General features: G+C 73.8%; 12 protein-coding genes and 1 riboswitch. Of the genes, 7 read left to right on the forward strand and 5 right to left on the reverse strand.

The window, feature by feature from the left end:
- The first annotated feature begins 56 nt into the window (after nucleotides 1-56).
- Together AC27IY_RS16890 and AC27IY_RS16895 are read left to right on the forward strand one after the other, a co-directional pair.
- Nucleotides 57-1,277 (forward strand): hypothetical protein, encoded by a 1,221-nt coding sequence (locus AC27IY_RS16890; protein ID WP_487178468.1) that lies wholly within the window; start codon nucleotides 57-59, stop codon nucleotides 1,275-1,277.
- Nucleotides 1,278-1,340: 63 nt separating this feature from the next.
- Nucleotides 1,341-2,090 carry a class I SAM-dependent methyltransferase gene (locus AC27IY_RS16895; RefSeq protein WP_487178469.1) on the forward strand — a complete coding sequence of 250 codons (750 nt, stop codon included), beginning with the start codon at nucleotides 1,341-1,343 and terminating at the stop codon, nucleotides 2,088-2,090.
- A gap of 513 nt (nucleotides 2,091-2,603) precedes the next feature.
- On the opposite strand, the gene AC27IY_RS16900 is transcribed toward AC27IY_RS16895, so the two are convergent.
- Nucleotides 2,604-2,954, reverse strand: a complete 351-nt coding sequence (locus tag AC27IY_RS16900; protein ID WP_344214012.1) for a winged helix-turn-helix transcriptional regulator — start codon at nucleotides 2,952-2,954, stop codon at nucleotides 2,604-2,606.
- Between the two features lie 49 nt (nucleotides 2,955-3,003).
- On the opposite strand from AC27IY_RS16900, the gene AC27IY_RS16905 reads away from it, so the two are divergent.
- Complete coding sequence (locus tag AC27IY_RS16905) at nucleotides 3,004-3,900, forward strand: NAD(P)-dependent oxidoreductase (RefSeq protein ID WP_487178470.1); 897 nt, start codon at nucleotides 3,004-3,006, stop codon at nucleotides 3,898-3,900.
- On the opposite strand, the gene AC27IY_RS16910 is transcribed toward AC27IY_RS16905, so the two are convergent.
- Together AC27IY_RS16910 and AC27IY_RS16915 are read right to left on the reverse strand one after the other, a co-directional pair.
- Nucleotides 3,897-5,117, reverse strand: coding sequence for a hypothetical protein (locus AC27IY_RS16910; protein WP_487178471.1), 1,221 nt, complete (start codon nucleotides 5,115-5,117; stop codon nucleotides 3,897-3,899). The two genes, AC27IY_RS16905 and AC27IY_RS16910, sit on opposite strands and share 4 nt — an antisense overlap.
- Entirely contained in the window at nucleotides 5,096-6,175 is a 1,080-nt protein-coding gene (locus AC27IY_RS16915; protein ID WP_487179109.1) for a ThiF family adenylyltransferase, read from the reverse strand. Before AC27IY_RS16915 ends, AC27IY_RS16910 begins: the two co-directional genes overlap by 22 nt.
- 260 nt (nucleotides 6,176-6,435) lie before the next feature.
- Here AC27IY_RS16915 and AC27IY_RS16920 point away from each other — a divergent pair, with 260 nt between their 5' ends.
- The 3 genes from AC27IY_RS16920 to AC27IY_RS16930 all read left to right on the forward strand — a co-directional run bounded on the left by AC27IY_RS16920 (nucleotide 6,436) and on the right by AC27IY_RS16930 (nucleotide 10,219).
- Nucleotides 6,436-9,366, forward strand: coding sequence for an AfsR/SARP family transcriptional regulator (locus AC27IY_RS16920; RefSeq protein ID WP_487178472.1), 2,931 nt, complete (start codon nucleotides 6,436-6,438; stop codon nucleotides 9,364-9,366).
- 60 nt (nucleotides 9,367-9,426) lie between these two features.
- On the forward strand, nucleotides 9,427-9,711 hold the full coding sequence (locus AC27IY_RS16925; RefSeq protein WP_449949112.1) for a hypothetical protein: 285 nt from the start codon (nucleotides 9,427-9,429) through the stop codon (nucleotides 9,709-9,711).
- 169 nt (nucleotides 9,712-9,880) lie between these two features.
- Nucleotides 9,881-10,219 carry a VOC family protein gene (locus AC27IY_RS16930; protein ID WP_487178473.1) on the forward strand — a complete coding sequence of 113 codons (339 nt, stop codon included), beginning with the start codon at nucleotides 9,881-9,883 and terminating at the stop codon, nucleotides 10,217-10,219.
- On the opposite strand, the gene AC27IY_RS16935 is transcribed toward AC27IY_RS16930, so the two are convergent.
- Nucleotides 10,216-10,611: a cupin domain-containing protein gene (locus tag AC27IY_RS16935; protein WP_487178474.1), complete on the reverse strand. Its 396-nt coding sequence runs from the start codon at nucleotides 10,609-10,611 to the stop codon at nucleotides 10,216-10,218. The two genes, AC27IY_RS16930 and AC27IY_RS16935, sit on opposite strands and share 4 nt — an antisense overlap.
- Before the next feature lie 52 nt (nucleotides 10,612-10,663).
- Here AC27IY_RS16935 and AC27IY_RS16940 point away from each other — a divergent pair, with 52 nt between their 5' ends.
- Nucleotides 10,664-11,674: a GlxA family transcriptional regulator gene (locus tag AC27IY_RS16940; protein WP_487178475.1), complete on the forward strand. Its 1,011-nt coding sequence runs from the start codon at nucleotides 10,664-10,666 to the stop codon at nucleotides 11,672-11,674.
- Here the strand turns inward: AC27IY_RS16940 and AC27IY_RS16945 are convergent.
- Nucleotides 11,604-12,260, reverse strand: coding sequence for a GNAT family N-acetyltransferase (locus AC27IY_RS16945; protein ID WP_487178476.1), 657 nt, complete (start codon nucleotides 12,258-12,260; stop codon nucleotides 11,604-11,606). The two genes, AC27IY_RS16940 and AC27IY_RS16945, sit on opposite strands and share 71 nt — an antisense overlap.
- Nucleotides 12,254-12,359, reverse strand: a riboswitch (SAM riboswitch). It overlaps the preceding gene by 7 nt.
- Between the last annotated feature and the right edge of the window lie 12 nt (nucleotides 12,360-12,371).

Raw genomic sequence — 12,371 nt, forward strand, 5'->3', positions numbered from 1 at the left:
TCATGCCTTCCCCTCATCGCACGATTCTCAGTGCGGCCGTTCCCCTGTTCGGGTCCATGAGCGCCGGGGTCGTCGCGCAACTCGTCGGCACGTCGCTGCTCGGGCACCAGGCGACCGCCCAGCTGGCGGCGTTCGCGCTGGCCGGCGCGGTGCTGAACCCGGTCACGGCGGCGGTCGCCGGTGGGCTGCGCGGGGCGGCGCCGTTCGTGGCCGTCCACCGCGACCGCCCCGCCGAGGCGGTCGCCGTGCTGAAGGACGCGCGGTGGCTCGCGCTCGGGCTCGGCACGGCGGGCGCCGGGGTCATGCTCGCGGTGCCGTCCATCGCGCGGGCGGGCGGGGCGCCGGACGAGGCGGTGGCGGAGCTCGGGCTGCTGCCGCTGCTCCTGGCGCTGCACGTGCTGCTGTTCGCGGCGGGCAGCGGCGCCAACGGGGTGCTGGTCGCGCTCGGACGCAGCCGGCTGGTGCTCTGGTCCGGCCTCGCGGGCACGGGCACGCAGGTCGCGCTGTCGCTCGTCCTCGTGCCGAGGGTGGGGGTTCAGGGGATCGGCGTCGCGTTGCTGGGGTCCACCGGCGTCGCGGTCGCCGTCTCGAACGGGGTGCTGGCGCGGCTGACGGGCGCGTCGCCGTGGCCGGGGCGGCCGCGAGTGCGGCGGATCGTCCGGATGGCCAGGGTGGGCGTTCCCATGTCCGCCACGCTGGTGATCAAGTTCACGGTCTTGGGCGGGGTGGCGTACACCGCCGCCCGGACCGGGGTCCAGGGGGCGGCGGCGCACGCGATCCTCCTCGCGCTGGACGGGTTCCTGGGGCTGGCGGCCTTCGCGGCGGCCCAGGCTGCGACGCCGGAGATCGCGAGGGCGGCCTCGCCCCGGGAGGCCCGGCGCGTCAGCGGGGCGGCCGTCACGATCGCGGCGGCCGGGGTGCTCGTGGGCGGGCTCGTGCTGCTGCTCTCCGGCCGGGCGGTGCTCGGCGCGTTCACGCCGGACGCCGCCGTGCTCGGCCTCGCCGGTGGCCTGGTGCCGCTGCTGGTGGCCTTCTCCCTGGTGGGGAACTGCGGGATCGTGGTGGCGTACGGGCTGGTCGGGCTCAGGCGCTCGACCTGGCAACTCGCCTCGACCGGCACCGGGTACGGCCTGCTCGCCCTCACCATGACCCCGGCCGCCGAGGCCGGAGGGCTGGCGGGGTTGTGGTGCGCGATGCTCGCGAGCGTGACGCTCATCGGCGCGATGCAGGTCGCCGGGTTCCGCCGTGCCAGCCGTTCTGTCGGTCTTGCCGGGTGATGGTGCATGGCATATCGTCTCGATGTATCGGGCCGATATATCGGGTGAGTAGGTGGAGCCGCGATGAGACGGATCGACTACGACACGGAGCTGCACGAGAACTACGCCCGAGGCCGGGCGCTCACCGGGCGGCAGCTCCAGGTCTGGATCGACGCCTTCGCGGCGGTGCTGCCCGGCCGCCGTCCCCTGACCGGCCTGGACGTCGGCTCGGGGACCGGCCGCTTCACCCCGGCGCTGGCGAGCGCGTTCGGCCCGGTGATCGGGATCGAGCCGTCGGTCCGCATGCGGGAGGTGGCCGAGGCACGTCCCGGCGTGCGTTACCTGGACGGCCGCGCCGAGGACCTGCCCGTGCCGGCCGCGAGCGCCGACTACGCCCTCATGTTCCTGTCCTGGCACCACGTGGCGGACAAGCCGCAGGCCGTCCACGAGCTCGCCAGAGTGCTCCGTCCCGGCGGGCGGCTCCTGTTGCGCGCGAACTTCAGCGACCACCACCCCCGGCCGTGGTGGCTGGACCACTTCCCCCGGGCCCACGAGGTCGAGACCGCGCTCTTCCAGCCGTTGCACGAGGTCATCGCCATGTTCACCGTGAACGGCTGGCGGGTCACCGACTTCACCACGGTCACCGAGCCCTCGTCCGGCACCCGCCGGGACGTGCTCGACCGGCTCCGCCTGCGCAGCCTGTCGTTCTTCGCCCACCTCACCCCCGACGAGCAGGAGGCCGGCTTCCGCAGCCTGGAACGGGCCGTCGCCGAGGACCCCGACGCCCCGGCCCCCGTGTTCGCCGAGCCGCTGCTCACCCTTGAGCGGGGGTGACGCGGGATGGGTGCCTGGGGTCCCGGCCTGTTCTCGGACGATTTCGCGTGTGACGTACGGGACGAATATCGCGAGCTCATCGAGGACGGCGCGACCGACGAGGAAGCGCGGCGCCGCGTGGTGGAGTCCTATTCCGAGGCGCTGGACGATCCCGGCGAGGCGCCGGTGTTCTGGCTGGCTCTCGCGGTCACGGAGTCGAAGCTCGGCCGCCTGGACCCCGCGGTGCGGGACCGGGCGCTCGGGATCACTCGTTCGAGGGGACGACGGTCCAGGTGTGGGTGTTCAGGAAGAAGGATCCCGACTACCGGGATGTCGGTTTCACGGTTCTCGACGGCACGATCGGACCTCGCCCGGGAGACGAGCGGCTCGCCGCCCAGGTGCATACCCATTGGCGGAGCCTCGCGGAAGAGTTGGACGCCCGATAGCCACCTTTTTGTGGGTACTTGTCGGCCGGGTCCGGACGGGGTGAAGCTTGGTCCGTACGAGCAGGTGAAGCGGGAAGTGGGCGGTGGTTCATGAGGCTGGTCGTGACTCAGCCAGCTTCTCCAGACGGCGGTGTCCCCAGTCGGACAGCGGCTCCAGGGCTTCGGAGAGCTCACGGCCGAACGGGGTCAGGGAGTAGACCGTCTTGAGCGGCCGCACGTCGTGCACCTCCCGGTGGACCAGCCCGTCGGCCTCCATCTCGCGCAGCGTCTGAGTCAGCACCTTCTCCGTGAGCCCCGGCAGCCGCCGGCGTAGCTCGCCGGGCCGGTGCGGGCCGGATTCCAGCAGCCAGAGCAGCATCGTCTTCCATTTGCCGTCGATCACGGCGATCGCGGCGGTCACCCCGCAGACGTTCGGGTCCCGGGCGCGGCTGCGCGTCATCGTCGTCCCCTTTTTTCGTCGTTCAGTGCCCATATTGAGGAGCTGAGGAATGACCTCGAACACCCAACAGTCTGCCGTCACCGTGCTCGGTCTGGGCCCGATGGGCCGGGCGCTGGCGGGAGCCTTCCTGGCCGCCGGCGTGCGGACGACCGTATGGAACCGTACGCCGGGCAAGGAGCATGAGCTGGTCGAGCGGGGCGCGGCCGGCGCCCGCTCGCCCGAGGAGGCGGCCGGCGCGAGCCCGTTGACCGTGATCTGCGTCGTCAACTACGACGCGGTGGACGCCGTCGTACGGCGCCCCGAGGTGACCGGCGCGCTCAAGGGACGCACGCTCGTGAACCTGACCGCCGACACCCCCGACCGGGCCAGGGACACCGCGGCCTGGGCCGGCGAGCACGGCATCGGCTACCTGGACGGCGCCATCATGACGCCGACCCCGACCATCGGCACCCCGGCCGGGGTGTTCCTGCACAGCGGCCCCGAGGACCTCTACCGCGCGCACCGGCCGACGCTGGACGCCCTGGGCGGCACGCACACCCATCTCGGCGCGGACGTCGGCAGGGCGGCCGCGTACGACATCGCCCTGCTCGACATCTTCTGGACGGCGATGGCCGGATACGCCCACGCCTTGGCCGTGGCCAGGGCCGAGGGGATCAGCGCGCGGGAGCTGGCGCCGTTCGCCCAGGGGATCGGCGCGATCCTGCCGCCGCTCTTCGAGGAGGGCGCGGCGGAGGCGGACAGCGGCACGTACTCCGGCGAGGGGAACCCGATCACCTCGGCGGTGTCGTCCATGGCCCACATCGTCCACACCTCCGAGGCCCACGGCATCGACGCGAGCGTGATGCGCGCGGCCGAAGGGCTGGCCCGCCGCGTCATCGGGCTCGGCCACGGCGACGACGGGTTCCTCCGCGTCACGGAGCTGCTCAACCCGTCGGCGCGCGCCTAGCGCCGCACGCGCTCCCGTACCGCGAGGAAAAGGGCCAGCGCGTACGGCCCGAGCAGCAGGGCCGCGCACAGCAGCGCGTACCAGAACCGCGGCTCGAACGGCCCCAGCACGAGCCGGTCGGCCGTCCACGCCAGCGTCGCGGCCACGACAGGGAGCACGAAGAAGACGAACCAGGCCAGCACCCCGGCGAACCCGGCGAGCCACACCCACCGGAACCACCGCCCGGCCCTGATGTCGGTGGGCCCGGCCGCGACCAGCTCCGCCGCCTGGCCCGGGGTGAGCCGGCCGAACGCCCGCCGCAGCAGCAGGGTCTTGACCCGCCACAGGTCGCGGCAGCCGAGCGCGTTGACCAGCACCGCGTACAGGTCGGTACGCAGGAACACCATGCACTGCCACAGCAGGCCCGCCAGCTTCACGAACACCCACACCGCGAGCGTCGCGTCCACGCCGGGAGCCGGCGACCACACCCCGTGCCGGATCAGCAGCCGGGCGGCCAGCAGCAGGCTGAGCACGACCACGTCCACCGCCATCCCGCCGAGCAGCGGCCCGTAGCGGAGGCGGCGCGGCACCGTCCAGAGCTGGGACAGGTCGGTCTCCAGGACCAGCAGCATCATCCGCCGGTCCACCCCGAACCTGGACCGGACGCCGATCGCGCGGGCGGCCAGCCAGTGCCCGCCCTCGTGCAGAGCGGTCGAGACCAGGACGAACGGCATGAGCAGCAGCACGCTCAGCCCGACGTCGCCGAGCAGGAACGCGTCCCGTTCCGGGCTCGGGAACAGCGACGGCGAGGTCACGAAGACGGCCAGGCAGAACAGGGCGAGGGCGAGGTAGCAGGCCCAGGCCGCCCGCCCGAAGAACGGGCGGGCCACACGCTCGCTCACCCCCGCGAACCAGCGCCGCGTCTGGATCGGCGCGGTGCGCACGACCTGGCGTTCCGCGTCCGGCCGGTCGTCGAGGAAGCCCAGCTCGGCGAGGGTCGCCACGAACGACGGCAGGTCCACGGGCCGGCCGGCGTGCGCCTCGGCCTCGGCGGCGGCCTCCTCCACGCTCGCGCCGCGCAGCAGCGCCGAGACCAGCACGCCGCCCACGGCGGGCATGGCCACGAAGGTGCCGGTGGCGGGGTCGCCGACCAGGGCCTCGCCCCCCTCCTGGATCACGGTGAGCGGGCGCAGCCGTACCCCGCCGGTCATGGGCGTCACCGCCGGGCCAGCGCGCACGCCGGGCAGCCCGGGTCGCGGGGGAACGGCTGCCACACGGGGACGAGCCCGTCCAGCAGGTCGAGCACGACCCGGGACCCGGCCGCGCGCGGCGGCTCGACGCCGGTCAGATAGCGCATGACCTCGTACGCGACCAGCGACCCGACCTGCATCGCCATCGGCCCGGTGAGGCCGTTGGCGAGCCGCAGCCCCCGGCTGAGCCGCTGCGCGACGGCCGCGCTCGTCCGCCCGTCGCGCGGCGGCAGGTCGGACTCGTCGCAGAGCAGGCAGGCGCTCCTGCCCGGGTCCACGGAGAAGTAGATGAGCTGGGTACGCGTCATCCCGCCGGCGACCAGGGGGACGCCCGCGCGCAGCGCCGCCTCGTTCACCCACAGGTTCGCGTCGGGCGCGCCGTCGAGGCCGCCCGCGATCACGTGGACGTCCTCGGTCAGGTCCTTGAGGTCGTCCGGGCCGGAGATCCAGCGGTCCACGGCGCGTACCTCGATGCCGGGGTCGAACTCGCGCACCCATTCTGCGGCGCGGTCCACCTTCGACCGGCCGACGTCGGCCTGCCGGTAGAGGAACTGGCGGGCGAAGTTGCGCGGCGCGATGTCGTCGCGGTCCACCAGCGTGAGCGCGCCGACGCCGAGCCCGGCCAGGCACTGCACCAGGGCCGAGCCGCCGCCGCCCGCGCCGAGCACGAGGACGTGCGCGTCGCGCAGCCGCCGGACGAACTCCGCCCGCGACCTGCCCAGCCGGGCGAAGGCCCCGAAGAACGTCAGATTGGAGAAATGCCGCTCGTTGGCCTCCGGGTCGCCCAGGAACCGTTCCGCGGCGTCCTCGACCAGGCCGAGCGAGTCGAGCCCGGCCAGCCCCGCGCGGACGTCGTCCCCCGTGACGGCGACGCCCCGCGCGGCCAGCCGCACGCTCAACTCCTCCGCCGTGGCCGGCCCGCGCGCCAGCTCGTCGAGGAGCGCCGCGATCCGGCCGTCGGGATCGGCCAGCGTGTACGCCTCGCGCGGGTCATGGACCACCACCAGCTCGTCGCCCAGGGGTTCCCAGGCGCACTCCTTCAACATCACCTGCATCACGCTGTCCGCATCATCCGTCGGGCCGGGGACTGGCCGGGAGGCGGCAGGACCGCCTCCCGGCCGGCTGAGAGGCGGTGCCTCAGGTCATGAACTGGGTCGCCTTGACGGCCTCGACCTTGCGAACCTCGATCTTCACCGCGTTCACCTCCTTCTCCGCTCGTTTCCGATCAACCTCCTCCATCGGCCCACACAAACCGCATAGGGTCGCCATAGAAGGTCAGAACCGCTGATCGTGCCGGGAGACGCAGGTGGACTTCGCGATCCTCGGGCCCGTCCAGGTCACCGACGCGCGGCGGCCCGTCCGGCTGGCCGCCAAGGCGCGCGCGGTGCTCGGCGTCTTCCTGCTCCACCCCAACACCGTCCTGACCAGGGAGCGGCTGATCGCCTCGGTGTGGGACGACCCGCCCAGGTCCGCGCTGCCGAACCTGCAGACGTACCTCACCGCGCTGCGTCGCGCGGCGATCGAGGTGGAGACCGTGCCGCACGGCTACCGCCTGTGCCTCGGCCCCGACCGGCTCGACGCGCTCGCCTTCGAGGAAGCCGTACGCGAGGCCAGGCTGGAGGCGGCGCGCGGGGAGCCCGCGGCGGCGAACCGGCTGTTCGCGCGGGCGCTGTCGCTGTGGCGCGGCCGGCCCGCCGAGGACGTGACGCTGGCCGCGACGGTGCAGGCGCGCATCGCCGAGCTGGAGGAACGCCGGGAGAGCGCCCGGCTCGGCTGGATCGACGTGCGCCTGCGGCTCGGCCTGTACGACGAGCTCGTCGGCGAGCTGACCGCGCTGGTGGAGGCCGCGCCGCTCAACGAACGCCTGTGGCACCGGCTCATGCTGGCGCTGCACCGGGCGGGCAGGCGCGCCGAGGCGCTGGAGGCGTACCGGCGGGCCCGCTCGGTCCTCGTCGCCGAGCTGGCGCTGGAGCCCGGCCAGGAGTTACGCGAGCTGCACGCGGCGGTTCTCGACGACGGTCCCGTTCCCGCTCCCGAGCTGGAGACGGTACGGGAGCCGGGGTGGACGGGGATCTGCCTGCTTCCGGCGGACATCGCCGATCTGGCGGGGCGGGAGCGCGAGACCCGCGACCTGGTCACGGCCCTGGACGCCTCCGACGCGGCGGCCGGTCTGGCGGCCGGTGGGGCGAGTGGCGCGGCGGCCGGTGGGGCCCGCCGGGTCGCCAGTGTGGCGCCGGTGATCGTGGCGGTGTCGGGGCCGCCCGGTGTCGGGAAGACCACGCTGGCGGTGCACGTCGCGCACCTGGTCCGCGACCGGTACCCCGACGGCCAGCTCTTCGTCCGGCTGCACGGCGCGTCGGCCTCGCCCCGCGACCCGTCCGACCTGCTCGCGGAGCTGTTGCGGGCGCTCGGCGTGGACTCCGCGGGCGTGCCCGCCTCCACCGAGGAGCGGGCGGCGACGTACCGGGCCATGATCGCCGACCGCGCGGTGCTCGTGCTGCTGGACGACGCGGCCGGCGCGGCCCAGGTGCAGCCGCTGATCCCGGGCACGCCGCGTTCGGCCGTCCTCCTCACCTCCCGGGGGCCGCTGCCCGCGCTGCCGGGCGCGGTCACGTACGCGCTGGACGTGCCCACCCCGGCCGGCGCCCGCGCCCTGCTCGCGGGCGTGGCCGGGGCGGACCGGGTGGCGAGCGACCCGGAGGCGGCGCAGGCGATACTCGATGCCTGCGGGCGGTTGCCGCTCGCCCTGCGCATCGCCGGGGCACGCCTCGCCACCCGCCCGGCCTGGCCCCTGGCCGAGCTGGCACGCCGCCTCGCCGACGCTTCGGCGCTGAACGAGCTGCGTGCGGGCCACCTGGACGTCCGCGCCACGTTCGAGGCGAGCTACGCGACCCTGTCGCCGCCCGCGCGGCACGCGTTCCGGCTGCTCGGGTCGGTGGCCGCCGACGGCGTGGCGGCCTGGACGGTGGCGGCGCTGGCGGGGGCGAGCCCGTACGACGTGGACGGCTCCCTGGAGGAGCTGGCCGTCGCCGGCCTGATCACCGCCGGCGCGGCCGACGCCGCGGCCCAGCCCCGCTACCGCATGCACGACCTGCTGCGCGGCTTCGCCGGCGAGCTGTTCCACGCCGAGGACAGCGGTGAACGCCGGACGGCCGCGCTGCGCCGGGTCGCCGCCGAGGCCCGCGCCCGCGCCGCCGGCGCCGCCGCCGAGCTGCCCCTCGCCTTCGCCCCGCCGCCGCCGGACCTACCGGAGAGGACGCCGCCCTGCCCGGAAGGCGGCGCCTGGCTGGCGGCCGAGCGCGGCGTGCTCGTCGCCGTGGCCGAGGCCGCCGCCCGAGCCGGGCTGGTACGGGAGGCGGCCGGTCTCGCGTACGCGCTGGCGCCGTTCCTCGTCGTGCGCGGCTTCCACGACGACGCCGTACGGATGGTGGGCACGGTCGCCCACGCCGCCGCGACGGCGGGGGACACCGTCACCGAGACGCGCCTGCGGCTGGTGAGCGCCGACGCCGAGGTCGATCGCCGGCGCGCCGGCACGGTCGCGGACGAGTTCCGCCACCTGCTCGGCCGTAGCTCGCGGGCGGGGGACCGGCACGCGGCGGCGTACGCGCTGCTCGGGGTCGCCGCCACCCTGGAACACGACCTGGGCTCCGCGCTCACCGCCGCCACGCTGGCCGCCGAACGGTTCCAGGAGTTGGGCGACGGGCACGGCCTGCTGAGCGCGTGGACCGAGATCGCCGGCATCCAGTTCTACCTGCGCCGGCACGACGCCGTCGGAGCGACCTGCCGCCTGGCCCTCGCCCACCTCGACGGCCACAGCTCCCTCCATCGGGCCCGTTTCCTGCGCGCCCTCGGGATCGCCTGCTACGAGACGGGCCGCGTCGAGGAGGCGATCGGCCACTACCGGACCAGCCTGGACCTCTGCCGCGAGCTGCGATGGGAGACCGGCGAACGGCTGTCGCTGCACCGGCTGGCCCAGGCCGAGGCCGCGCTGGGCCGCCACGACACCGCCATCGGCATGCTCGCCCGGTGCGCGCGGCTGTTCGTGAACGCGGGGGACACGCGGGGGCAGGCGCTGATCTCGTACACGTTGGGCGAGATCAGCCGGTGGCGCGGCGACGAACGGGTGGCGCTGGCCCACTTCACCGCCTGCCTCGACCGGCTCGACCCGCTCAACGAGCACCTCTGGTCCGCCCGCACCCGCGACCAGATCGCCCGTTCCCGCGCCGCACTCCGATGACCGGTCAATGCCCTGCCCGTGTCCTGGTCCCGGCACTCTCGGTCCGCGAGTCTTGACCGCATGAAAAAGATCGCTCTGCTGGTCTCGACGCTGGCCGTGGCCGGCCTCGCCCTGGTCGCGCCCGCCGGCCCCGCCGCCGCGAACCCGATCCCGCCCGCCGCCATCCCGCCGCCCCGGTGCGTCCCCGAGAGCCAGGGCAACGGGACGTACGAGTGGGAGTACCAGTACACCTCGACCATCAGCAAGGGAGGCCACGGCACGCGGACCCACCACTTCTACGTCTACTACCTGCCGGTCACGTGGTTCAGCACCGGCACGAAGGTGAGCTGCAGCCTGTCCTTCTGAATGTCATCGAGGCGGGCAGGTTCCGCGACACCGTGAAGCTGGTCCGCAAGGAGTCCCAGGTGTCCCGCCGCACGGCCTGGAGGTCGCGAACACTTCCTCCGATGACTCCCGGGCCCGGGCGCGGTCTTCCTCATGAGACGAGACCGAACTCATGAGGAGGAGCGATCCCGTGGACCTGCACAGCGTGGTGTGCGTACGTGACCGGACAATCTCCCTGAAGTGGTACGAAGCCTTCTTCGGCCGGCCGGCGGACGAGATCATCGGCGAGGAACACCTGTGGCAGACCGGTGAGAACGCCTGGCTCGTCATCGACGACCGGCCCGTGCGGGCGGCCCGCGTCGGCGGGACCATGATCACGTTCGGCGTGACCGACCTCGACGACATCCTGGCCCGCCTGGCCGCGTACGGCATCGACCACGAACCGGTGGAGACCTACCCCAACGGGGTGCGCCACGTCGAGATCCTCGACCCCGACGGCAACAGCATGTCGCTCGCGCAACTCCCCTAGGAACCGAGCGGGTGCCCCGTCGTCGCGTCGACGTGATCGGGGATCTCGGCGTGGCGGTCGCCGACCGACGACGTCCCGGTGGGCTCGAACATGAGGATCGCCGCCCCGGCGGGCGCGGACGGCCGGTGCTCCGTGCCGCGCGGGACGGTGAACACCGAGCCCGCGGGGAGCCGGACCGTACGCTCCCCGCCGGGCTCGCGCAGCGCGATGTCCAGCTCCCCGTCGAGCACCAGGAAGAACTCGTCCGTGTCGTCGTGGACGTGCCAGACGTGCTCGCCCTCGACCTTCGCGACGCGTACGTCGTAGTCGTTGACCCGCGTGACGATCCGAGGGCTCCAGAGGGCGTCGAAGGAGGCCAGGGCCTGGCTGAGGGCGATGGGTTCGAGGTTCACGAGTGCATCCTGTCCCACCGGACCCGCCCGGCGTGAGTGCTAGGAATAGCACATGCCGCAAGAATCCTCGCACATCGCCTCGGACGCGCACCGGGTCGTCGTGATCGTGGACGAGAACTCCAACCCCTTCGAGCTGGGCTGCGCGACCGAGGTCTTCGGCCTGCGCCGGCCCGAGCTCGGCCGCGACCTGTACGACTTCCGCCTGTGCTCCCCCGAGCCGCGCACCCTGATGCGGGACGGGTTCTTCACCCTCACGGGCGTCGCCGGCCTGGAGGCGGCCGACGCGGCGGACACCCTGATCGTCCCGAACCGTCCCGACGTCGAGGTGCCCAGAAGAACCGCCGTGCTCGACGCCATCCGCCGGGCGCACGCGCGCGGCGCCCGCCTGGTCGGCTTCTGCAGCGGCGCCTTCACCCTGGCCGAGGCCGGGGTGCTCGACGGACGCCGGGCCACCGCGCACTGGCAGTGGGCGGACTCCTTCCGGGCCCGCTTCCCTTCCGTCCGCCTTGAGACGGACGTGCTGTTCGTGGACGACGGCGACATCCTCACCGCCGCGGGCAGCGCGGCCGCGCTCGACCTCGGCCTGCACATCGTCCGCCGCGACCACGGCGCGGAGGTCGCCAACTCGGTGAGCCGGCGGCTGGTCTTCGCCGCCCACCGCGACGGCGGGCAGCGGCAGTTCGTGGAGCGGCCGGTGCCCGAGGTGCCTGACGAGTCGCTGGCGCCCGTACTCGCCTGGGCCCAGGAGCACCTGGACGCCCCGCTCACGGTGTCCGACCTCGCGGCCCGCGCCTCGGTCAGCGCGGCCACCCTGCACCGCCGCTTCCAGGCGCAACTGGGCACCACCCCGCTCGCCTGGCTGACGGGGGAACGCCTCGCCCTGGCCTGCCGGCTGATCGAACGGGGCGAGTCCCGCTTCGAGACGGTCGCCCGGCACACCGGCCTGGGCACGGCCGCGAACCTTCGCGCGCTGATGCGCCGCAGGATCGGCCTCACCCCTCTGCAGTACCGCCACCGCTTCGGCCCGGGCCAGGCGCCGACGCCGAGGCCAGCCGGGTCATGAGGGTCCGCCGGACGGCCGGCCAGTCGGACGAGACCACCGCGAACATCGCCGAGTCCCGCAGCAGCCCCTCCTCGCCGGGCGCCCACGACATCGACCAGTTGCGCAGGACCCCCTCGAAGCCGATGCCGAGCTGCTCCAGCGCACGTCGGCACCGGTGGTTGCGGGCGTCGGTCTTCAGATCGACCCGCGCGACGCCGATGCTCTCGAACGCGTACGTAAGCAGCAGCAGCTTCGCCTCGGCGTTGATCCCGGTGCCCTGCGCCGACGCCGCGAGCCAGGTGAAGCCGATCTCGATCGCCCGCAGGGAGTCCGGCCGGTCCGGCCACGGCCGCGGATCCCAGAACGCGGTGCACCCCACGGCTTTCCCGTCACGTACGCGGATCTGGGCGAACGGCGTCAGCCCGTCCCTGGCCAACTGCGCCGCGACATACCCCCGCATCCCGGGCCCTCGGGGAACCAGCGTGAACCCGTAGGACGCCCGGTCCTCCTCGGCGGCCTCCGCCAGGTCCGCCGCGTGTTCCATCGTCAACGGCTCCAGCCGTACCAGGGAACCGGCGAGCACGGGAACGTCGAGCTGAACGCTCATCAGACCTTCCTCATCGTTCCTGGCGTTGGCACCTTGCCCGAGCTGGGCAGGTTGCCGGACCGTCACAGGGCCAGGCCCCTCAGATCCTCTGGATGATCGTCGAAAGTCGAT

Source organism: Nonomuraea sp. B208 (assembly GCF_057536035.1).